Source organism: Sphingomonas adhaesiva (assembly GCF_036946305.1).
Classification (GTDB): Bacteria; Pseudomonadota; Alphaproteobacteria; order Sphingomonadales; family Sphingomonadaceae; genus Sphingomonas; species Sphingomonas adhaesiva_B.
Genome location: NZ_JAQIJJ010000003.1, coordinates 258,846 through 278,648, shown reverse-complemented (window position 1 = coordinate 278,648; position 19,803 = coordinate 258,846). Strand labels below are relative to the sequence as shown.

The 19,803-nt window shown below is 69.7% G+C and carries 23 protein-coding genes; 8 read left to right on the top strand and 15 right to left on the bottom strand.

Translation table 11 applies throughout. The features are described 5' to 3' along the window. Positions 1-148: 148 nt before the first annotated feature. The 3 genes from epsC to PGN14_RS04775 form a co-directional block, all read right to left on the bottom strand. Positions 149-1,102, bottom strand: coding sequence for a serine O-acetyltransferase EpsC (gene epsC, locus PGN14_RS04785; protein WP_335298286.1), 954 nt, complete (start codon positions 1,100-1,102; stop codon positions 149-151). A 69-nt stretch (positions 1,103-1,171) separates the two neighbouring features. After that, positions 1,172-2,050, bottom strand: a complete 879-nt coding sequence (locus PGN14_RS04780) for an LOG family protein (RefSeq protein WP_335298285.1) — start codon at positions 2,048-2,050, stop codon at positions 1,172-1,174. 45 nt (positions 2,051-2,095) lie between these two features. Continuing rightward, positions 2,096-2,737: an extensin family protein gene (locus tag PGN14_RS04775; RefSeq protein ID WP_443019453.1), complete on the bottom strand. Its 642-nt coding sequence runs from the start codon at positions 2,735-2,737 to the stop codon at positions 2,096-2,098. A gap of 202 nt (positions 2,738-2,939) precedes the next feature. On the opposite strand from PGN14_RS04775, the gene PGN14_RS04770 reads away from it, so the two are divergent. The 4 genes from PGN14_RS04770 (at position 2,940) to PGN14_RS04755 (ending at position 7,549) form a co-directional block, all read left to right on the top strand. Further along, positions 2,940-4,091 (top strand): phosphoserine transaminase, encoded by a 1,152-nt coding sequence (locus tag PGN14_RS04770; protein WP_335298284.1) that lies wholly within the window; start codon positions 2,940-2,942, stop codon positions 4,089-4,091. Between the two features lie 233 nt (positions 4,092-4,324). After that, complete coding sequence (gene serA / locus PGN14_RS04765; protein ID WP_335298283.1) at positions 4,325-5,902, top strand: phosphoglycerate dehydrogenase; 1,578 nt, start codon at positions 4,325-4,327, stop codon at positions 5,900-5,902. A 205-nt stretch (positions 5,903-6,107) separates the two neighbouring features. Further along, positions 6,108-6,452 carry an endonuclease domain-containing protein gene (locus PGN14_RS04760; protein ID WP_335298282.1) on the top strand — a complete coding sequence of 115 codons (345 nt, stop codon included), beginning with the start codon at positions 6,108-6,110 and terminating at the stop codon, positions 6,450-6,452. Beyond that, a complete protein-coding gene (locus PGN14_RS04755; RefSeq protein WP_335298281.1) occupies positions 6,449-7,549 on the top strand; it encodes an ATP phosphoribosyltransferase regulatory subunit in 1,101 nt (366 codons plus the stop codon). Before PGN14_RS04760 ends, PGN14_RS04755 begins: the two co-directional genes overlap by 4 nt. A gap of 122 nt (positions 7,550-7,671) precedes the next feature. Here PGN14_RS04755 and PGN14_RS04750 read toward each other — a convergent pair whose 3' ends face one another. From PGN14_RS04750 to PGN14_RS04735, 4 genes are all read right to left on the bottom strand, one after another. Further along, positions 7,672-9,498 carry a DUF885 domain-containing protein gene (locus tag PGN14_RS04750; protein WP_335298280.1) on the bottom strand — a complete coding sequence of 609 codons (1,827 nt, stop codon included), beginning with the start codon at positions 9,496-9,498 and terminating at the stop codon, positions 7,672-7,674. Between the two features lie 36 nt (positions 9,499-9,534). Beyond that, positions 9,535-10,164 carry a glutathione S-transferase family protein gene (locus tag PGN14_RS04745; RefSeq protein WP_335298279.1) on the bottom strand — a complete coding sequence of 210 codons (630 nt, stop codon included), beginning with the start codon at positions 10,162-10,164 and terminating at the stop codon, positions 9,535-9,537. 103 nt (positions 10,165-10,267) lie between these two features. Further along, positions 10,268-10,750, bottom strand: coding sequence for a hypothetical protein (locus PGN14_RS04740; RefSeq protein ID WP_335298278.1), 483 nt, complete (start codon positions 10,748-10,750; stop codon positions 10,268-10,270). Positions 10,751-10,766: 16 nt separating this feature from the next. Further along, positions 10,767-11,123, bottom strand: a complete 357-nt coding sequence (locus tag PGN14_RS04735; protein ID WP_335298277.1) for a GntR family transcriptional regulator — start codon at positions 11,121-11,123, stop codon at positions 10,767-10,769. 107 nt (positions 11,124-11,230) lie between these two features. On the opposite strand from PGN14_RS04735, the gene PGN14_RS04730 reads away from it, so the two are divergent. From PGN14_RS04730 to PGN14_RS04720, 3 genes are read left to right on the top strand one after another with little or no spacing between them, the layout of a single operon-like run. Further along, entirely contained in the window at positions 11,231-11,902 is a 672-nt protein-coding gene (locus PGN14_RS04730) for a glutathione S-transferase family protein (protein WP_335298276.1), read from the top strand. Continuing rightward, positions 11,902-12,273: a tRNA-binding protein gene (locus tag PGN14_RS04725; RefSeq protein ID WP_335298275.1), complete on the top strand. Its 372-nt coding sequence runs from the start codon at positions 11,902-11,904 to the stop codon at positions 12,271-12,273. Before PGN14_RS04730 ends, PGN14_RS04725 begins: the two co-directional genes overlap by 1 nt. Then, the gene (locus PGN14_RS04720; RefSeq protein WP_335298274.1) at positions 12,273-12,689 is read left to right on the top strand and encodes a secondary thiamine-phosphate synthase enzyme YjbQ; all 417 of its coding nucleotides are present in this window, start codon (positions 12,273-12,275) and stop codon (positions 12,687-12,689) included. Before PGN14_RS04725 ends, PGN14_RS04720 begins: the two co-directional genes overlap by 1 nt. 124 nt (positions 12,690-12,813) lie before the next feature. On the opposite strand, the gene PGN14_RS04715 is transcribed toward PGN14_RS04720, so the two are convergent. Next, the gene (locus PGN14_RS04715; protein ID WP_335298273.1) at positions 12,814-13,542 is read right to left on the bottom strand and encodes a class I SAM-dependent methyltransferase; all 729 of its coding nucleotides are present in this window, start codon (positions 13,540-13,542) and stop codon (positions 12,814-12,816) included. A gap of 3 nt (positions 13,543-13,545) precedes the next feature. Then, positions 13,546-13,968 (bottom strand): GtrA family protein, encoded by a 423-nt coding sequence (locus PGN14_RS04710; RefSeq protein WP_335298272.1) that lies wholly within the window; start codon positions 13,966-13,968, stop codon positions 13,546-13,548. 115 nt (positions 13,969-14,083) lie between these two features. On the opposite strand from PGN14_RS04710, the gene PGN14_RS04705 reads away from it, so the two are divergent. Next, positions 14,084-15,832 carry an AcrB/AcrD/AcrF family protein gene (locus PGN14_RS04705; protein ID WP_335298578.1) on the top strand — a complete coding sequence of 583 codons (1,749 nt, stop codon included), beginning with the start codon at positions 14,084-14,086 and terminating at the stop codon, positions 15,830-15,832. Positions 15,833-15,937: 105 nt separating this feature from the next. Here the strand turns inward: PGN14_RS04705 and PGN14_RS04700 are convergent, their stop codons facing one another. From PGN14_RS04700 to PGN14_RS04675, 6 genes are all read right to left on the bottom strand, one after another. Then, positions 15,938-16,555 (bottom strand): MarC family protein, encoded by a 618-nt coding sequence (locus PGN14_RS04700; protein WP_335298271.1) that lies wholly within the window; start codon positions 16,553-16,555, stop codon positions 15,938-15,940. Beyond that, positions 16,552-17,421, bottom strand: coding sequence for a bifunctional methylenetetrahydrofolate dehydrogenase/methenyltetrahydrofolate cyclohydrolase FolD (folD, locus tag PGN14_RS04695; protein ID WP_335298270.1), 870 nt, complete (start codon positions 17,419-17,421; stop codon positions 16,552-16,554). Before folD ends, PGN14_RS04700 begins: the two co-directional genes overlap by 4 nt. Beyond that, a complete protein-coding gene (locus PGN14_RS04690) occupies positions 17,418-17,690 on the bottom strand; it encodes a DUF167 domain-containing protein (RefSeq protein WP_335298577.1) in 273 nt (90 codons plus the stop codon). The genes folD and PGN14_RS04690 overlap by 4 nt, the downstream gene beginning before the upstream one ends. A gap of 26 nt (positions 17,691-17,716) precedes the next feature. Next, positions 17,717-18,025 carry a YggT family protein gene (locus tag PGN14_RS04685; protein ID WP_335298269.1) on the bottom strand — a complete coding sequence of 103 codons (309 nt, stop codon included), beginning with the start codon at positions 18,023-18,025 and terminating at the stop codon, positions 17,717-17,719. 169 nt (positions 18,026-18,194) lie between these two features. Beyond that, positions 18,195-19,091 carry an acetylglutamate kinase gene (argB, locus tag PGN14_RS04680; protein ID WP_335298268.1) on the bottom strand — a complete coding sequence of 299 codons (897 nt, stop codon included), beginning with the start codon at positions 19,089-19,091 and terminating at the stop codon, positions 18,195-18,197. 26 nt (positions 19,092-19,117) lie between these two features. Beyond that, entirely contained in the window at positions 19,118-19,792 is a 675-nt protein-coding gene (locus PGN14_RS04675; RefSeq protein ID WP_335298267.1) for a queuosine precursor transporter, read from the bottom strand. Positions 19,793-19,803: the final 11 nt, after the last annotated feature.

Below are 19,803 nucleotides of genomic sequence, written 5' to 3'. Positions count from 1 at the left end.
CAGACAAGTACGCCACCCCGGCGAAGGCCGGGGTCCCATCGGGAAGGTCGCGGTGACGACGCGCAGCGACTCGATCCGCGGCCCCGCTTCTCCCACCCACGTCGAAAAAGAAGCGTCACCCCGGGTCAGGCCCGGGGTGACGCGAGCATCACCCCCGCACTTCCTCCGCCACGACATGGCCGGCAGGCAGCGTCGCCGCCACCGTCGCGCGTTCCGCGCAGGCCTGGTGGATGACGCTGCCGGGCGGGACGCCTTCGGTCAGCCAGACGTTGCCGCCGATCACCGACCCGGCGCCGATCGTCACCCGCCCCAGGATGGTGGCGCCGGCGTAGATCACGACATCGTCCTCGATTACCGGGTGGCGCGCGATGCCCTTGATCAGCGTGCCGTCCTCGTCCGCGGGGAAGCTGCGCGCGCCCAGCGTCACCGCCTGGTACAAGCGCACGCGCTCGCCGATCACCGCGGTTTCGCCGATCACCACCCCGCTGCCATGGTCGATGAAGAAACCGCGGCCGATCGTCGCGCCGGGGTGGATGTCGATCGCGGTGTCGGAATGCGCGATCTCCGCGATCATTCGCGCCACCAAGGTGACGTCCAGCCGATAGAGTTCGTGCGCCAGCCGGTGGCACAGGATCGCGGTGACGCACGGATAGCACAACAGGATCTCGTCCACGCTGCGTGCCGCCGGATCGCCCGCGAAGGCGGCCTCGACGTCGCTGTCGAGCGCGCGGCGGATCGCGGGCAGCCGCGCGGCGAAGGACAGCACGATGCCGCGCGCCCGCGCCGGGTCGACGCGCTGGTGGACCAGCTCCAGCCGCACCTGCTGCTCCAGCCGTTCCAGCGCGGACGCCAGCATGCGGCGGACGAACCCGTCCTCGTCGCGCGGCGGCGCGCCGTCATGCCCCAGCCGCGCGGGAAACAAGGCGGCGGACAGATCCTCCACCACCCCGCGCATCACGCGGCGCGAGGGGAAGCCCGCGGCGCCGACATCGGCGTGGCGCGGATGCGCGGCGCGCCAGTCGTCGCGCGCCGCGCCCAGTTCCGTCGCGATCGCCTCCACGGGCCAGTCGCTCGCCACCATGTCGTTCTCGATCGCTCGCATCGCGCCACTCTCCACGAAATCGCGCGGGCTGACAGCAACCTTAGCTACGCGCGTGCCAAGCGGGGCTGGTCAGCGCCCCGTCCGTGCGGCGCGATCCTGATAGAATTGCTGCACCACGGCCCAGCCCTCCGCTGCGCTTTCGACATAGCGGAAGATGCCCAGGTCGCGCTCCGACACCACGCCTTCCTCGACCAGCGCCTCGAAATTGACGACGCGTTCCCAGAACTCGCGCCCGAACAGCAGCACCGGCATCGGCTCCACCTTGCCGGTCTGGATCAGGGTGAGCAGCTCGAACAATTCGTCGAACGTGCCGAACCCGCCCGGGAACGCCGCCAGCGCGCGCGCATGGAGCAGGAAGTGCATCTTGCGCAGCGCGAAATAGTGGAATTGCGTGCTGAGCGCCGGGGTGACGTAGGGATTGGGCGCCTGTTCATGCGGCAATACGATGTTCAGCCCGATCGATTCGGCATGGACGTCGGCCGCGCCGCGGTTCGCCGCCTCCATGATCGAGGGGCCGCCGCCCGAGCAGACGACGAAATGCCGCTTCCCCGCCTCGTCGCGCGGGAAATTGGAGCATAATTGCGCCAGTTCGCGCGCCATATCGTAATATTTGCTCTTCGCCACCAGCCGCTCGGCGATGCGGCGGCTCTTCTCGTCGGTGGCGAGGTCGAGCAGCGCCTGCGCCTTCGACGGTTCCGGGATGCGCGCCGAACCGTAGAAGACGAAGGTGGAGCCGATATGCGCTTCCTCGAAGATCAGTTGCGTCTTGAGCAGTTCGAGCTGGAAGCGGACCGGGCGCAGATCCTCGCGCAGCAGGAAATCCATGTCCTGAAAGGCGAGCGTGTACGCCGGGCTTTCGGTCTGGGGGGTGGAGATGCCGGTCTTCGCGACCTCGGCATCCTGTTTCGCGCGCGGGAAGACGCGGCTGGGAACGCGGGTTTCTGTCATCCGCGGGGTGTAGTCACGCGGTGTGACGGCTGCAAGTCGGCTGAATCAGCGGCAAAAGCTCTTGCCGTCATCCTCCAGGTGGAAGTGATCGCGGTGCGCGGCGTTGAAATTGGGGGTGAGCACGGTGCCGAAGCGGCGGCAGGCGGAGGTGCGGATCGTCTCGAAGAAGCGGCGGATGTCGGGATCGGGCGAGTTCCAGTCGCGCAGCACCGAGATGCGGCGCCCGTCCTTCAGCTCGAACGCACCGATGTCGATCGCATTGGCGATGGCATGGCCGGAGCGGCGCGCCGGACCGCTGGTGCCCACCGTGTCGCGGCAGGCATAGCTGCCCATGCTGATGACGCGCGTCAGCTCCGAGCCGAGAATCTGGTATGCCGCCGGGGCGACGCCGTTGCGCGCCCAGGCGGCATAGGCGCGCGCCTCGCCGCACCGGACCGCGCCCAGATTGGCGGTCGGCACGCCGATGTCGAGCAGCTTGACCGTGCCGACCAGTCCGCAGCCCGGCCCCATTGCGGGGCGATCGGGCAGCCGCTGATAGTCGACGCCTAGCGCGCGCAGGTCGGCAAGGCATTGCGCGGTCTCGCGGTCGGACGGCGCCTGCACCTCGGGACGCGGCGGCGCGACGGGAGCGGGTCGGTCGGAACGGCCGCAGGCGGCGAGGGTCAGGGCCAACGACACTACCGTCATGCCGGACCTGTTCCGGCATCCACCCATCCGCTTACCCCACATGCGCTCGTCTTGCGGCACCGTGGACCCCGGAACAAGTCCGGGGTGACGGACCGACTCATCGGCGCGACAGGTGGTTGCCAACCTGCGTTACCGCCGCTAGGGCCGTCGACGGGCCACGCGGTCCCAACGCCGCGCGTGCTCTCTGTGAGGAGAGTCTGACATGACTGATTCGACTGCCGCCGACGCCACCCTTGTGCGCGGCGAGAAGCCCGCCGCCAAGCCGGCACGCCCCCATTTCTCGTCCGGCCCCTGTGCGAAGCCGCCTGGCTATGATGCCGCGAAGCTCGCGACCGAGGTGCTGGGCCGCTCGCACCGCTCCAAGCTGGGCAAGGCGCGGCTGCAATATTGCATCGACCTGATGCGCGAACTGCTCAACCTGCCCGACACGCACCGCATCGGCATCGTCCCCGGCTCCGACACCGGCGCCTATGAGATGGCGATGTGGACGATGCTGGGCGCGCGCCCGGTCACCGCGCTGGCGTGGGAGAGCTTCGGCGAGGGCTGGGTGACCGATGCGGTCAAGCAGCTGAAGATCGATCCCCATGTGCTGCGCGCCGATTACGGCCAGCTGCCGGACCTGAAGGCGGTCGACTGGTCGAACGACGTTCTCTTTACCTGGAACGGCACCACCAGCGGCGTGCGCGTCCCCGACGGCGACTGGATCGCCGACGACCGCGAGGGGCTGTCCTTCGCCGACGCGACCAGCGGCGTGTTCGCCTACGACCTGCCATGGGACAAGATCGACGTCGCGACCTTCAGCTGGCAGAAGGTGCTGGGCGGCGAAGGCGCGCACGGCGTCCTGATCCTGGGTCCGCGCGCGGTCGAGCGGCTGGAGAGCTATACGCCGGCGTGGCCGCTGCCCAAGGTGTTCCGCCTCGTCTCCAAGGGCAAGCTGACCGAGGGCGTGTTCAAGGGCGAGACGATCAACACGCCGTCGATGCTGGCGGTCGAGGATGCGATCTGGTCGCTGGAATGGGCCAAGTCGCTGGGCGCCGGCGGCCTCATCGCGCGCTCCGACGCCAATGCCGCGGCGCTGGACCGGATCGTCGCGGAGCGCGACTGGCTGGGGCATCTGGCGCAGGACGAAGCGTCGCGGTCGAAGACCAGCGTCTGCCTGACGGTGGATGCCGACGAAGCGGTCATCAAGAAGATGGTGTCGCTGCTGGAGGCGGAGGGCGCCGCGCTCGACATCGGCGGCTATCGCGATGCGCCGCCGGGACTGCGCATCTGGTGCGGCGCGACCGTCGACACCGCCGACATCGAGGCGCTCGGGCCGTGGCTCGACTGGGCCTATGCCGAGGCGCGCGGCTGATTTCCTCTAGCCCTCTCCCCTGCGGGGAGAGGGTTGGGTGAGGGGCCGCCGCGAGCGCTGCCCTCTGCGAGGCCCCTACCCCTCACCCCGACCCTCTCCCCGCCGGGGAGAGGGAGATTTCTGATCATACGTCATCCCAGCGAAGGCTGGGATCTCCCGCCGCAAGGACACCCCTGCCGCCCGAGATCCTGACTTTCGTCAGGATGACGAATTGCACAAAGGAGCAATTCATCATGCCCAAGGTACTGATTTCCGACAAGATGGACCCGCGCGCCGCCGAGATCTTCCGCGAGCGCGGGGTCGAGGTGGACGAGATCACCGGCAAGACCCCGGACGAACTCAAGGCGATCATCGGCCAGTATGACGGTCTTGCGATCCGCAGCTCGACCAAGGTCACCAAGGACATCCTCGACCATGCCACCAACCTGAAGGTGGTCGGCCGCGCCGGGATCGGCGTCGACAATGTCGACATCCCCGCGGCGTCCGCGAAGGGCGTGGTCGTCATGAACACCCCGTTCGGCAACTCCATCACCACCGCCGAGCACGCGATCGCGCTGATGTTCGCGCTCGCGCGCCAGCTGCCGGAGGCGGACGCCTCGACGCAGGCGGGCAAGTGGGAGAAGAACCGCTTCATGGGGGTCGAGATGACCGCCAAGACGCTGGGGCTGATCGGTGCGGGCAACATCGGCTCGATCGTCGCCGATCGTGCGCTGGGGCTGAAGATGAAGGTCGTCGCGTTCGACCCGTTCCTGACCGAGGAGCGCGCGGTCGAGCTGGGCGTGACCAAGGTCACGCTGGACGAGTTGCTGGCGCGCGCCGACTTCATCACGCTGCACACGCCGCTGACCGACCAGACGCGCAACATCCTGTCGGCGGAAAATCTAGCCAAGACCAAGAAGGGCGTGCGCATCGTCAATTGCGCGCGTGGCGGGCTGATCGACGAGGCGGCGCTGAAGGCGGGGCTGGACAGCGGGCATATCGCGGGCGCGGCGCTGGACGTGTTCGTGACCGAGCCGGCGAAGGAATCGCCGCTGTTCGGGACGCCCAACTTCATCTCCACGCCGCATCTGGGCGCCTCGACCAACGAGGCGCAGGTGAACGTCGCGATCCAGGTGGCCGAGCAGATGGCGGACTATCTGGTCAACGGCGGCGTCACCAACGCGCTCAACATGCCCAGCCTGTCGGCGGAGGAAGCGCCGAAGCTGCGTCCGTATATGGGGCTGGCGGAGAAGCTGGGCTCGCTGGTCGGGCAGCTGGCGACCGGCGCGATCGACCGCGTGTCGATCCACCGCGAGGGCGCGGCGGCGGACCTCAATCCGAAGCCGCTGACCAGCGCGGTGCTGACCGGCTTCCTGCGCACGCAGACCGACACGGTCAACATGGTCAACGCGCCGGTGCTGGCGCGCGACCGCGGCATGGAGGTGCGCGAGATCCGCACCGAACGCGAGGGCGATTACCACACGCTGCTGCGCGTCGCGGTGCGCACCGCGGACGGCGAGCGATCGGTGGTCGGCACGCTGTTCGGCGATGCCGCGCCGCGGCTGGTCGAGCTGTTCGGGATCAAGGTCGAGGCCGATCTCGCCGGACCGATGCTGTACGTGGTCAACGAGGACGCGCCGGGGTTCATCGGACGGCTCGGCACGCTGCTGGGCGAGGCGGGGGTCAATATCGGCACCTTCCACCTCGGGCGGCGGCAGGCCGGCGGCGAGGCGGTGCTGCTGCTGTCGGTGGATGGCGACGTGTCGCCGGAGCTGCTGGCGCAGGTGAAGGCGCTGCCGGGGGTGAAGACGGCGATGGGGTTGTCGTTCTGATCCGGGCGGGTTGTTCTCGGTGAGACATCTACCCCTCACCCAACCCTCTCCCCGAGGGGGAGAGGGCTTTTCTTCTGCTTAGCCCTCTCCCCTCTGGGGAGAGGGTTGGGTGAGGGGTTGCCGCGGGTGAAAACGCCCGTGATGATCTCCACCGATGCAACACGACCCCGTCCTCCGCGACCGTGCGCGCCGCATGCGGAGAGAGATGAGCGAACCGGAGACCCGCCTCTGGCTCGCGCTGCGCGGACGACGGTTCCACGGGGTCAAGTTCAGCCGACAGGTCGCGATCGGACCCTATATCGCCGATTTCTGCGCACGGTCGCAGCGCCTCATCATCGAGGTTGACGGCGATACCCACGTCGATCAAGCGCGGGACGGACGCCGCACATCGTGGCTAGAGGCTCAGGGCTATAGCGTGATGCGCTTCACCAATGCCGATGTGATGACGAACGTGGATGGCGTCCTGCACTGCATCGGCGCTGCGCTTGCGGCGGCCCCTCACCCAACCCTCTCCCCACAGGGGAGAGGGCTATCGGACGACTTCCTATGACCGCCCTGCTGCCCGAAGGTCTGCGCGACCGCCTGCCCCCGTTCGCCGACGGCGCCGCCGCGGTCGAGGCGCGCGTGCTCGCGGCGATCCATGCGCATGGCTATGAGCGCGTCGACCCGCCGCTCGCTGAATTCGCCGAGGGGCTGGGGTCGCGGTTGAAGGCCGGCGCGCTGCACGATGCGGTGCGCTACGTCGATCCGGTGTCGCAGCGCACGCTGGCGATCCGGCCCGACCTGACCGCGCAGGCGGCGCGGATCGCCGCGACGCGGATGGCGCATCATCCGCGCCCGGTGCGGCTCAGCTACGCCGGATCGGTGCTGAAGCTGCGCGCGTCGCAACTGTCGCCCGCGCGCGAGACGCGGCAGATCGGCGCCGAGCTGTTCGGGCTGGATTCGGTCGCCGCGGCACAGGAAGTCGCGACCGTCGCGATCGAGGCGCTGGCGGCGGCGGGCGTGCCGCAGCCGTCGATCGACTTCACGCTGCCCGATCTGGTCGACGCGCTCGCGGCGGGGCCGCTGCCGGTCGCGGCCGACGTGCTGGAACGGCTGCGCGAGCGGCTGGACGCGAAGGACGCCGGCGGGGTCGCCGCGCTGGCGCCCGCCTATCTCCCGCTGGTCGAGGCGGCGGGGCCGTTCGCGCCGGCGATGGAGCGGCTGCGCGCGTTCGATCGCGACGGCACGCTCGCCTCGCGGCTCGACGGACTGGCCGCGATCGCCGCGGCACTGGGGGACCGGGTGGCGATGACGCTGGACCCGACCGAGCGGCACGGGTTCGAATATCAGACCTGGCTCGGCTTCTCGCTGTTCGGCGGCACCGCGACCGCGGAACTGGGGCGTGGCGGCACCTATATGGTGGTGCACGAGGGCGGCGCGGAGGAGGCGGCGACCGGCTTCTCGCTCTATGCCGACCGCCTGCTGGGCGATCCGCCCGCAGCGGTGCGGCGGCGGCTGTTCCTGCCGCACGGCACCCCGGCCGAGGCGGGGGCGGCGATGCGCGCACAGGGCTGGGTCACGGTCGCCGCGCTGGAACCGGGCGACACGCCGGAGGCGCAATTGTGCACGCATCTGTATGCGCAGGGTGACGCGCGGGCGCTATAGGATGGCACTGCCGCACATGCAGGGATCGCGATCGTCACCCCGGGCTTGACCCGGGGTCCATCTCGCCGCGGACGCCAGCGCCTGCGGAACCATGGATGCCGGATCACGTCCGGCATGACGACCTATCCCCGCGCCGCTGCGATGTACCGGTCCACATTCGCCCCCAGCACGTCGAGCGGCACGTTGCCGCCGCCCACCACCGCCTGATCGAAATCGCGCAGGTCGTAGCGCGGTCCCAGTGCCGCCTTCGCACGGTCGCGCAGCGCCACGATCTCCACCCGGCCGAGCATGTAGCCGCATGCCTGCCCCGGCCACGCACAGTAACGGTCGACCTCGCTATAGGCGTTGCTGCGTGGCAGGCCGGTGGCGGCGATGAACGTCTCGCGCGCCTGTTGCCGCGACCAGCCCATCGCATGAATGCCGGTGTCGACCACCAGCCGCACCGCGCGCCACGACAGCCCCATCAGATAGCCGAGCCGTCCGGCGGGATCGTCGGCATACATGCCCAGTTCGTCGGCCAGCTGCTCGGCATAGAGCGCCCAGCCCTCCGAATAGGCGTTGAAGGCGAGGATCGAGCGGATCAGCGGCAGCTGCTGCGCATAATCGCCCTGCCAGACATGGCCGGGAATCCCCTCGTGATAGACGAGGTCGGGGATCGTCACGCGATTGTGGATCGTCGGATCGCCCAGATTGACCCACACCTTGCCCGGGATCGAGCCGTCGAGCGACCCCGGCCCGCCATAGGCGGCGGGCGCGCCGGCCTCCTGCGCCGCCGGCATGCGGCGGATCTCCAGCTTGCCGGGGACGAGCGTGCGGAAGGCGCGCGGCAGCTGCGGGCGGATCGCGTCGATCCGCGCCTGCATATAGGCGACGATCTGGCGCCGGCCGTCGTCATTATCGAGGAAGGCGATGTCGGGGCGCCGCTGGAGCGCGGTGGCACGTTCCGCGACGCTGCCCTGCGTCAGCCCGAAGCCGCGCAGGATCGTGTCCATCTGCGCGCCCAGCTCCACCAGCAGGGTGCGGCCGAGTTCGTGGATCTCCGCGGGCGTGCGCCGCGTCGTGGTGCTGGCGCGCAGCCCCCAGGCATACCATTCGGGACCGTGCGGCCGGGTGCCCATCCCCGCCGCATCGGTGGCAACCGCACGTTCGGCGCGCAGCTCGGCGAGCTGGCGCTCCAGCGCGGGGACGATCGCGCCGCGCACGATGCGCTGCGCACGCGCGGCCCAGTCGCCGGGGACGGCGGCGCCCTTGCGGCGCAACGGGCCGATCAGCGGACCGTCCTCCTTCGCCGCCTCCGCGATCGTGCGCGTCATGCCGGCGATGGTCGTGTCGAGCAGGAAGGCGGGCGGGACGAGGCCCTGCGCCCGTGCGGCGCGGATGCGCACCGTCTCGCCATCCAGCTGCGCCGCCATCGCCGCCATCCGCGCCAGATACGCCTCGGCATCGGCGCGGGTGCGCACCGGCTGGTCGCCGTCCAGCTGCTGCGGCACGTCGAGCCACGCGCCGACATTCTGCACGACGACATAGGGCGTGTTGCGCCACTGGCCGATCGTGGCATCGCCATAGGGCAGCGCCATGCCGTCCAGCGCGGTGCCGAACGCGCTGTCCGCGACCGCGAGGCTGGTGCGCGTCGCATCGTCCACGCCGGTGCGCGACACGCGCGCCAGTCGCGCCCGCGCGTCGACCAGGAAGCGGCGGCGCTTCTCCACCCCCGCCGGGGTGCGATCCTCCGCCGCGCCGCGCAACGCGGCATGCGCGCCGGTGTCGACGCCGAGCCGCGTCGCCTGTGTCGGGTCGAGTTCCAGCAGCTGCCACGCGAGCCGGTCGAGCAGGGCGGCGGCCGGCGTGACGGACGTGGCGGCGGCACGAACGGGAGCCACCGCGAGGGCGGCGCCGGTCGCGAGGGTGGCCAGCGTGGCGCGGCGGGTGAGAGCGGTCGGATCGATCATCCGCGCCACGCTACAGCGCCATGATCGCGGGTCAATTCACCCGCGGCGCAACGCGGGATCGCCGCCGCGTTCGATCGCCGCGCGATACGCCGGGCGCGCCTTCAGCCGCGTCAGCCAGTCCTGGATCGCGGGCGTCGCCGCGCCCGGCGCGGCCGCGTCGAGCAGCTCCGCGACGAATGCCAGATTGACGTCGGCACCGGTCGGCGCCGGCCCGACCAGATAACCGCCATCGGCCAGCGCGGCGGCGATATAGTCGCGATGGCGCACCAGTTCGTCGTTGATCCGCGCGCGCAGCGGCGGCGTCTCCCCGCCGCGGGTGGTGACGTAGAGGTTGAGCATCACCGGCAGCATCGCTGAGCCTTCCGCATAATGCAGCCACATCTGGTAGCGGTCATAGTCGGCGGTGGCGGGGTCCGGCGCGAACCGCCCGCCGCCGCGCCGCCGGATCAGATAATCGATGATCGCGCCGGATTCGATCAGCGTGACCGCGCCATCCTCGATTACCGGCGACTTGCCGAGCGCGTTGACGCGTTCCAGTTCGGGCGGGGCGAGCCGGGTTTTGGGGTCGCGGCTGTATTCGACCAGTTCGTAGGGGAGGCCGAGTTCCTCCAGCAGCCACAGCACGCGGAACGACCGCGACTGTTCCAGATGATGCACGCGGATCATGAACGCCCTCTCCCGTTGGTCGCGCGGAGTGTCGGGTTTGCCGAGGCGGTTGTCGAGCCTCCCTCCGTCACCCCGGGTCAAGCGCGGGGTGACGCGCAGGAATTCAGTCCCCCGACGGGCAGCCGCCCTCCGGGTTCGGGCCTGCACCCTCCGGATACCAGCGCGCCACCTGCGCATCCTGATCGTAATAGCAGACCGCCGCGGTCTTCGCGTCCGGCGTGACCGAGATCGCCCAATTGTGCGGGCCGCAATTGTGCGGTTCGCAGGCGTAGGACAGCACCCGCCCCTCGACCAGCGCGACCGGGGTGGCGGTCGCCTCCGCATCCAGCACGCGCTCGCGCACCGCCGGGTCGGACACCGCAGAGGCCACCGCGTCGCGCACCGCCGGATCGGCGAGGAAGCTGGTCGCGCCCACCGTGTCGCTGGGATAGCTGCCGACGTAGCGCGCCAGCACGGGGGCCGGCGTGGCGGTCGGCGAGGGCGAGGCGGCGGGTGTGGGGGTCGGCGTGGCCGCCGGTGCCTGGGGCTGCTGCTGGCAGGCGGCCAGCGCGAGAACGGGGGCGAGCGGGAACAGACGGCGCATCATCCGCCGCAGCATAGCGTCAGGCGGGGCGGCGTTCCAGCAGGTCCGCCGCATCGAGCCCCAGCAGGTCGATCCGCTCGCGGATGCGCGGCCATTGCTGTGCCACGAAATCCGCCCGCTCCGCATCACGCAGCCGCTCCGCCGCACCCGCCAGCACGAACATGCCGACGCCGCGCCGGACCTCGACATAGCCGTCGTCCTGAAAGCTCTGATACGCCTTGGCGACGGTCAGCGGGTTGGCGCCATGCTCCGCGGCGAGCGCGCGGACCGAGGGCAGCTGGTCGCCCGCGCCATAGTCGCCGCGCAGGATCGCCGCCGCGATGGTTCCGCGCAGACGGAGATAGACGGGGGAGTCGTCGCTGCTGAGCGCTGCCATGCTGCCTTAATACAGCAACTGGCTGGAAAGTCGAGAGCCGGGAAGTGGCACCCGCCCGACGAAGCCGCTTCCCCCACCCTGCCCTTTGCGCCTAACAGCGTCGGCTTATGTGGCAGCTCTATCAGTTCCCGCTGTGTCCCTTCACGCGCAAGCTGCGCACGCTCCTCAATGAAAAGGACGTGGGCTATCAACTGGTTCGCGAGAATCCATGGGAACGCCGCGACGCCTTCGTCGACATGAATCCCGCCGGGCAGACCCCGGTGATGACCGATCACGAGCGCGGCGTGGTGCTGGTCGATTCGATGGCGATCTGCGAATATTTCGAGGAGACGGTCGAGCGCGCGGCGATGATCAACGGCACCGCCGCCAATCGCGCCGAGATCCGCCGGCTGGTGGCGTGGTTCGACACGCATTTCCACCGCGACGTGACGCAGCCGCTGCTCGACGAGCGGATGATGAAGCGCATCGTCCACCGCACCACCCCCGACGCGTCGCGGCTGCGCGAGGCGATGAAGAGCGCGGTCGGGCACCTCGACTATATCGATTTCCTGCTCGATCATCGCAAATGGATCGCCGGGCCGACGATCAGCCTCGCCGACCTCGCCGCGGCGGCGCAGATTTCGGTCGCGGACTATCTGGGCGGGATCGACTGGACCGGACATACGCATACCAAGGCGTGGTATTCGGCGTTCAAGAGCCGGCGCAGCTTCCGCCCGCTGCTGGCCGAGCGGATCAGCGGGATCGAACCGCCCAATTACTACGAGAATCCGGACTTCTGATGCACGTCACGCACGAGGCAGACTCGGGCGCCGCGCCGGAGATCGCGTTCGACGATTTCCTGAAGGTCGACGTGCGTGTCGGCACGATCGTCGCCGCGGAGCCGTTCCCGGAGGCGCGCAAGCCCGCCTACAAGCTGACGATCGACTTCGGCGCGACGCTGGGCATGAAGCGGTCGTCGGCGCAGATCACCGAACATTACACCTGCGCGGATCTGGTCGGGCGGCAGGTGGCGGCGGTGGTCAACTTCCCCCCGCGCCAGATCGGCCGGTTCATGTCGCAGGTGTTGACGCTCGGCTTTCCCGACATGGACGGCAAGGTGGTGCTGGTGACGCCCGGCGTCGCGGTGCCGAACGGCGGGCGGCTGTTCTGATGCGGCAGGCGCAGACCGTGCTGACGATCGCGACGCATGGGGCGGGGCTGGTCGAGATCACCGACGAGACGGCACGCTGGCTGGCGGCGCAGGGGATCGCCACGGGGCTGCTGACGGTCTTCTGCCGCCACACCTCCGCCTCGCTCCTCATCAACGAGAATGCCGCGCCGGCGGTGCGCCGCGATCTGGAGCGCTATTTCGCGCGGCTTGCCCCCGAGTCGCGCGATTACGAACATGATGACGAAGGGCCTGACGATATGCCCGCGCATCTGAAGACCGCACTGACCGCCGTGTCGCTGTCGATCCCTGTGGCGGACGCGCGAATGGTGCTGGGGACGTGGCAGGGCGTGTACCTGTTCGAACACCGTGCCGCGCCGCACCGGCGGCAGGTGGTGCTGCATCTGATCGGGGAATAGCTCAAAAAAGCCCCTCCCCCTCAGGGGAGGGGTTGGGGTGGGGCAGTCAAAGGCGGCACTCTCTGCGAGGCACCCCCACCCCCCACCCCCAACCCCTCCCCTGAAGGGGAGGGGCTTGAAAAGATCAGGCCCGCTCCGCCAGCGTCAGGATCGACACGCCGATCGGCATCGGCACGCGCCCGACCAGATGCCGCTCCACGCGGAAGATGCGCTCGAACAGCGCGTTGACCGGCGCGGCCGGGGGCGAATCGTCGCTGTCGTCGCGGCCCGTCACGCGCCCCGCCACGCGCGCCGCGGCGGCCAGCGGGAACAGCAGCGAGTTGAAGTAGGTCAGCTCGCGCTCCTTCAGCCCGGCGGCGCGGATCGCCTTCACCAGCCCGGCCTTCGAATAGCGCCGGTGGTGGTGGTTGACGACGTCGTGCGCGCTCCACATCCACTGATGCGCGGGCACCGCGATCAGCACCTTGCCGCCCGGCGCCAGGCAGTCGCGCATCGCCGCCAGTGCGGCGACATCGTCCTCGATATGCTCCACCACGTCGAGGACCGCGATCAGGTCGTAGCTGCCGCGCGGCACGCCGGGCAGCGCGGGCAGCGGCGCCTCGCCCACCGGGCGCCCCAGCCGCTGGCCGGCGATGGCACGCGCCGCGGGATCGATCTCGATCGCGTCGACGGTGCCGAACTGCGCCAGCATCGGCAGATTGTGCCCGGTGCCGCACCCGATCTCCAGGATCGAGGCGTCCGCGGGCAGCGCGGCATAGCGCGTCAGATAGTCGGACAGGATGTCGCGGCGCGCGCGATACCACCAATGGGTGAAATCATGCTCGGCCATGCGGTCATAGACGCGGCGGTCCATAATCTATCGAAAAACCCAATTGCGTTGCAGCCAGAAGGTGAGCAGCGGCACCACCGAGACGGCGGGGACCAGCGGCCACCATGTCGGGCCGTGAAAGAAGGGGCCGGTGACCAGCACCCAGGTGAAACCCTGCTGAAGCACGAACCCGAACAGCTGGACAAGGAAGAATCGGCGCGCGGTCCGCGCATTGCGCGTGCCATAGCCGCGGAAACTGACCGCGCCGTGCGCGAACCGCCCCAGCGTGGTCGCGGCCAGGAACGCGATCACCACCGCCAGATTGGGGTTCATGACATAGGTGGCGAGCGGCCAGTAGATCGCGGCATAGAAAGCGGTCATCGCCCCTCCGGTCACGCCGAAGCGGACCAATTGCCAGAACGTCTCCCGACGCGCCGCGCTGACGAAGGAGGGGAAACGTGCCGCTGCCAAGACCTTGCCCTTTGCGTGGCGAGGCGTAAGCACGCCGCCGCGAAGGCGCCTCTAATAGGGCGGCGCCGGTGAAGGAAGCCTTTTGACCGACCCCCTGCTGACGCGCGCGGCGCAGATGCTCGACCGCCGCTGGATCCGCCTGACGCTCTACGCCTGGGCGGTCATCATGGTCTGGTATCTGTGGAAGCGGTGGACCGCGATCCAATGGCTGTCGCTGGGCGATACCGACGACAATATGCGGCTGATGCAGGTGCGCGCGTGGCTGGCGGGACAGGGCTGGTTCGACCTGCGCAATTACCGGCTGAACCCGCCCGCGGGGTTCGACATCCACTGGTCGCGGCTGGTCGACCTGCCGATCGCCGCGCTGATCGTGCTGCTGCGCCCGATCGTCGGGGTGGCGCAGGCGGAGCGGCTGGCGTGCGGCATCGCGCCGATGCTGCCGATGGCGGTCGCGCTGGTGGCGCTGGGGGCGACGATCCGCCGGCTGGTCGCGCCGCTCGCCTGGCCGTTGGGCATCGCGCTGTTCCTCGCCACCACCGTGTGCCTGGGCATGTTCATGCCCGACCGGATCGACCACCACGGGTGGCAGCTGGCGATGCTGGCGGTGACGGTGGCGGGATTGTGCGACCCGGCGCGTGCGCGTGGCGGCGCGCTGGTCGGCGTGGCGACCGCGGTGTCGTTCACGATCGGGCTGGAGATGCTGCCCTATGCCGCGATGGCGGGGGGGATCATCGCGCTGTCCTGGGTGTGGGACGTGGCGGAGCGCCCGCGGCTGATGGCCTATGCGCTGGCGCTGGGCGGCGGCACCGCGGCGGGCTATGCCGGCTTCACCTCCTACGCCAACCGCGTGCTGCGGTGCGACGCGCTGACGCCGGTGTGGCTGTCGACGATGGTGCTGGCGGGCGCGCTGCTGCTGGCGCTGGCCTTGTGGTCGCCGCGGCACGCCGGGGTGCGGCTGGCGCTGACCGTGGCGGCGGGCGCCGCGCTGGCGGCGTTCTTCGCGCTCGCCTTCCCGCAATGCCTCGGGCGGCCGGAACAGGTCTCGCCCGAACTCTATGCGACCTGGCTCGCGAACGTGCGCGAGGCGAAGCCGATCTACAAACACCCGCTGCGCGTCGCGCTGCCGATCGTCACGCTGCCGCTGATCGGCCTCATCGGCGCGATGCTGGCGACGTGGCGCGCGCGCGCCGACCAGCGCGTGCTGGGCTGGGCGTGCGTCGCGCTGTTCGGCGCGTTCGCGGGGTTGATGCTGTTGTGGCAGGCGCGCGCGGGGCCGGCGGCGCAGCTGCTCGCGATCCCCGGTGCGGCGGCGCTGGCGTGGATGCTGGTGCCGTGGCTGCTCGCGCCGCGCCACCGCTTCGCCAAGGGGTTCGCCGCGATCGCCGCCTTCGTCGTGCTGTCGGGATCGTTCGCGCAACTGGCGATCGACTGGTTCCGGATCGACTCGCCCAAACCCTATGTGCAGCGCGTCAACCGCGCCACCGGGCGCTGCCTGACGATCCCGGCGATGGCGCCGCTCAACCGCCTGCCGGCGCAGACGATGTTCACCTTCGTCGACCTCGGCCCCCGGCTCATCACGCTGACGCACCACGATGCGATCGCGGGGCCGTATCACCGCAACGGCGATGCGATCCTGGACGTGCATCACGCGTTCGAACGCTCTCCGGCGGAGGCGCGCGCGATCATGAAGCGGCACGGCGCGACGATCCTGCTGGTGTGCCCCAATATGGCGGAATCGACCAATTACCGCGCCAAGGCACCGGCGGGATTCTACAGCCAGCTGGCGCGGGGGAAGACGTTCGACTGGCTGGTGCCGGTGCCGCTGGTGAAGGGGTCGCCGTTCCGGGCGTTTCGGGTGGAGTAGAAAGTCGCCCTCACCCTTCCCATCGGCTTTGCCGATGGGCCCCTTCCCTCTCCCGGCGGGAGAGGGAGGGAGGCGCGCAGCGCCGGAAGGGTGAGGGTGACACCCCTACTTCAACTGCTCGACCACGCCGTCGATCACGAACTGCACCGCCAGCGCCGCCAGCAGCACGCCGAGCAGCCGCGTGATGACCGCCTCGATCTTCGCGCCTAGCACGCGCATCAGCGGCCCCGCCGCCAGCAGCGCGACCAGCATCAGCAGCAGGTTCGCGCCCAGCGCCGCCATCACCACCGCCGAATTGGTGATGCCGTGCGCGCGCGCCATCAGCAGCATGACCGTCGCGATCGATCCCGGTCCTGCGATCATCGGCATCGCCATCGGGAAGATCGAGACGTCGTCCGCCTCCTCCGGCGAGATCTTCGATGCGCGATCCTCGCGCCGCTGGGTGCGCTTCTCGAACACCATCTCCAGCGCGATCACGAACAGCATGATGCCACCCGCGATGCGGAAGCTGGCCAGCTCGATCCCCAGCCCGTGCAGTAGCGGCTCGCCGATGAAGGCGAAGGTCAGCAGGATGCCGGCCGCGACCATCACCGCGCGGATCGCCATCGCGCGGCGGTGCGCGGCGCTGGCGCCCGCGGTCAGCCCGGCGAAGATCGGCGCGCAGCCCGGCGGGTCGATCACCACGAAGAAGGTGACGAAGGCCGAGACGAACAGTTCGATCACAGCCCCTCCGGCGCCGGCAATCCCGCGCGGCGATGCGCGGCGACCAGCGTATTGCGCATCAGCACCGCGATTGTCATCGGCCCGACGCCGCCCGGCACCGGGGTGATCGCGCCCGCGACCTCGGCGGCTCCCGGATGAACGTCGCCGACCAGCCCGTCTTCCGTGCGGTTGATACCGACATCGATAACGGTGGCTCCCGGCTTGATCCAATCCGGTCTCACGAACTCGGGAATACCGACCGCCGCCACAACGATATCGGCGCGCCGCACGTGACCGGCGACGTCGCGGGTGCGGCTGTGCACCGTGGTGACGGTGCAGCTTTCCTTCAGCAGCAGCTGCGCCATCGGCTTGCCGACGATGTTGGAACGGCCGATCACCACGGCTTCCATCCCCGACAGCGAGGGGTGACGGTCCTTCAGCAGCATCACGCAGCCCAGCGGGGTGCACGGCACCAGCCCGTCCATCCCCGTCGCCAGCCGCCCGGCGTTGACCGGGTGAAAGCCGTCGACGTCCTTGTCGGGATCGATGCGGATCAGCACCGCCTGTTCGTCGATATGCCTGGGCAGCGGCAGCTGGACCAGGATGCCGTCGACCGCGTCATCCTCGTTCAGGCGATCGACCAGTGCGACCAGCGCATCCTGCGTCGTGTCGGCGGGCAGGCGATGCTCGATGCTCTCCATCCCCGCCGCGACGGTCGCCTTGCCCTTGGAGCGGACATAGACCGCGCTGGCGGGATCCTCCCCCACCAGCACCACCGCCAGCCCCGGCTTGCGCCCGGTCTGCGCCGTGAATCCTGCCGCCGCCGCACCCACGCGCGTGCGCAACCCGGCCGCGAAGGCCTTTCCGTCGATGATCGCTGCCGTCATGGCGCTGCGCCATAGAGCGAAGCGGCGATATTCGCCAGCGTTGCGGCGTCGCCCGCGATCGTCAGCCGCTTCGTGCGCGCGCGCTGCCCCGCGATCAGCGTCACCGCGCGCCTGGGCACCCCGAAATGGCGGGCGATCAGCGCCACCAGCGCTTCGTTCGCGGCCCCGTCGACCGGCGCGGCGGAAAGGCGGGCGAGGAAATGCTCGTCCGTCCCCGCCAGCAGCGCGTCACGCCCGCCGCGCGGCGTCGCGCGCACCGCGATCGTCAGCCCGTCGGCGGTTTCCCGCCACGCGGTCAGAGCGCGCCGCCCGCCATGATGCTCGCGGCGATATTGTTCAGGATGATGTTGAAGATCACCAGCAGCAGCAGGACCACCATCGGCGCGAAGTCGATCCCGTTGCTGGTGGGCAGGAAGCGGCGGATCGGGCGGTAGAGCGGCTCCGTCAGCCGATCCAGCCCGTCGTGCAGCGAGCGGATGAAGGGGCTGGACGTGTTGATGATGTTGAACACGATCAGCAGCGACAGCACGAACTGGATCAGGATGACCCAGCGGACGACCTGAAAGATCACCTGCAGGATCTGGATGATGGTCAGCAACAGCACGCGGCGCGTCTCCGAAAGGGTGTGTGGTGGATATAGGGCACCTTGGACCAGGAGGGAACCGCCTCGCCACCCACATCCGTCACCCCAGCGAAGGCTGGGGTCTTCCCGCGGCTGTCGGTGCGTGTCCCATCGCGAGATCCCAGCTTTCGCTGGGATGACGGTCGCGACGTCACCCCCGCCGGATCAGCGTCCCCGCACCGCGCTTCGTGAAGATCTCCAGCAGCATCGCATGCGGCACGCGGCCGTCCAGCACCACCGCGGCGTCCACCCCCGCCTCCACCGCGGCGACGCACGTCTCCAGCTTGGGGATCATGCCCCCGCTGATCGTGCCGTCCTCGCGCAGCGCCTTCACCGCGGCGGGGTTCAGGTCGCTCATCAACTGTCCCTGCTTGTCGAGCACGCCGGCCACGTCGGTGAGCAGGAAGAAGCGCTTGGCCCCCAGCGCGGCGGCGATCGCGCCCGCCATGGTATCGGCGTTGATGTTGTAGGTATGGCCGTCCGCGCCGATCCCGATCGGCGCGATCACCGGGATGATGCCGTCCGCGCTCAGCGTGTCGATGATGCGGCGGTCGACCGCGACCGGCTCGCCGACGAAGCCCAGGTCGACCTTGCGCTCGATGCCCTGCAGCGGATCGGGGTCGGACCGCCCGACCTTCTCCGCCTGCACCAGCCCGCCGTCCTTGCCCGAGATGCCGACCGCCCGCCCGCCCGCGCGCCCGATCCAGCTGACGATCTCCTTGTTGATCGAACCGGCGAGGACCATCTCCGCGATCTGTGCGGTTTCCGCATCCGTCACGCGCAGCCCGTCGACGAAGCGCGACTCGACGCCCAGCCGCTTCAGCATCCGCCCGATCTGCGGCCCGCCGCCATGGACCACGACCGGGTTGATCCCGACCGCCTTGAGCAGCACGACGTCCTCGGCGAAATCGGCCTGCGCCTCGGGATCGCCCATCGCATGGCCGCCGTATTTCACGACGAAGGTCGCCCCGGCGTAGCGTTGGAGATACGGCAGCGCCTCGACCAGCGTCTCGGCCTTCAGCGCGGGGGTCACGGTAGGATCGCTCATGGCCTGCGCCATAGCGACGTGGGCGGTCAGGCGTCCAGTCGTCGCCCGAGCGCGACCATCACGTAGATCAGCGGCGGCACCAGCGCGATCGACAGCACCACCTTGGCCAGCATCTGCCCCGCCATCAGCCATCCCACCGCCGACAGGCCGAACGCGATCGAGATGAACAGCACCGAATCGACGATCTGGCTGAGCGCGCTGGCGGTCGCGGCACGAAACCACAGCAGGCGCCCGCCCTCGCGCCCCTTCAACCACGAGAAGATCGTGACGTTCAGCGTCTGCGACACGCCATAGGCGACGATCCCGCCGGCCCAGATCCACGGCGTCGCCCCCATCATCTGGTTGAAGGCGGCGAGATGGACCGCGCTCATCTCCGCCGCGGGCGGCAGCACCAGCACGATCAGCGTCAGCGCCATCGAGATCAGCAGCGGCACGAACCCGATCAGCACCAGTCGCCCCGCCACCCTAGGCCCGTGCAGTTCCGCGACCGCGCTGGACGTGACCACCAGCAGCAGGAAGGCGAAGATCCCCGCCTCCACCGCCAGCGGCGGCAACCCCACCAGCGGCCCCAGCGCGGAGATCGGCCCCAGCGACACCTGCTTGTTGCCCAGCACGCCCGCGATGCACACCATCCCGCCATAAAAGATCGCGAACGCGAACAGCGAACGCGGGATGAGCGGGGCGGACGGGGTCGTTTCCATGCGCTTCGATA

Excerpts from the sequence above, each read along its gene's own strand:
- epsC (WP_335298286.1), bottom strand. The coding sequence starts at position 1,102 with ATGCGAGCGATCGAGAACGACATGGTGGCGAGCGACTGGCCCGTGGAG.
- PGN14_RS04780 (WP_335298285.1), bottom strand. The coding sequence starts at position 2,050 with ATGACAGAAACCCGCGTTCCCAGCCGCGTCTTCCCGCGCGCGAAACAG.
- PGN14_RS04775 (WP_443019453.1), bottom strand. The coding sequence starts at position 2,737 with ATGACGGTAGTGTCGTTGGCCCTGACCCTCGCCGCCTGCGGCCGTTCC.
- PGN14_RS04770 (WP_335298284.1), top strand. The coding sequence starts at position 2,940 with ATGACTGATTCGACTGCCGCCGACGCCACCCTTGTGCGCGGCGAGAAG.
- serA (WP_335298283.1), top strand. The coding sequence starts at position 4,325 with ATGCCCAAGGTACTGATTTCCGACAAGATGGACCCGCGCGCCGCCGAG.
- PGN14_RS04760 (WP_335298282.1), top strand. The coding sequence starts at position 6,108 with ATGAGCGAACCGGAGACCCGCCTCTGGCTCGCGCTGCGCGGACGACGG.
- PGN14_RS04755 (WP_335298281.1), top strand. The coding sequence starts at position 6,449 with ATGACCGCCCTGCTGCCCGAAGGTCTGCGCGACCGCCTGCCCCCGTTC.
- PGN14_RS04750 (WP_335298280.1), bottom strand. The coding sequence starts at position 9,498 with ATGATCGATCCGACCGCTCTCACCCGCCGCGCCACGCTGGCCACCCTC.
- PGN14_RS04745 (WP_335298279.1), bottom strand. The coding sequence starts at position 10,164 with ATGATCCGCGTGCATCATCTGGAACAGTCGCGGTCGTTCCGCGTGCTG.
- PGN14_RS04740 (WP_335298278.1), bottom strand. The coding sequence starts at position 10,750 with ATGATGCGCCGTCTGTTCCCGCTCGCCCCCGTTCTCGCGCTGGCCGCC.
- PGN14_RS04735 (WP_335298277.1), bottom strand. The coding sequence starts at position 11,123 with ATGGCAGCGCTCAGCAGCGACGACTCCCCCGTCTATCTCCGTCTGCGC.
- PGN14_RS04730 (WP_335298276.1), top strand. The coding sequence starts at position 11,231 with ATGTGGCAGCTCTATCAGTTCCCGCTGTGTCCCTTCACGCGCAAGCTG.
- PGN14_RS04725 (WP_335298275.1), top strand. The coding sequence starts at position 11,902 with ATGCACGTCACGCACGAGGCAGACTCGGGCGCCGCGCCGGAGATCGCG.
- PGN14_RS04720 (WP_335298274.1), top strand. The coding sequence starts at position 12,273 with ATGCGGCAGGCGCAGACCGTGCTGACGATCGCGACGCATGGGGCGGGG.
- PGN14_RS04715 (WP_335298273.1), bottom strand. The coding sequence starts at position 13,542 with ATGGACCGCCGCGTCTATGACCGCATGGCCGAGCATGATTTCACCCAT.
- PGN14_RS04705 (WP_335298578.1), top strand. The coding sequence starts at position 14,084 with ATGCTCGACCGCCGCTGGATCCGCCTGACGCTCTACGCCTGGGCGGTC.
- folD (WP_335298270.1), bottom strand. The coding sequence starts at position 17,421 with ATGACGGCAGCGATCATCGACGGAAAGGCCTTCGCGGCCGGGTTGCGC.
- argB (WP_335298268.1), bottom strand. The coding sequence starts at position 19,091 with ATGAGCGATCCTACCGTGACCCCCGCGCTGAAGGCCGAGACGCTGGTC.
- PGN14_RS04675 (WP_335298267.1), bottom strand. The coding sequence starts at position 19,792 with ATGGAAACGACCCCGTCCGCCCCGCTCATCCCGCGTTCGCTGTTCGCG.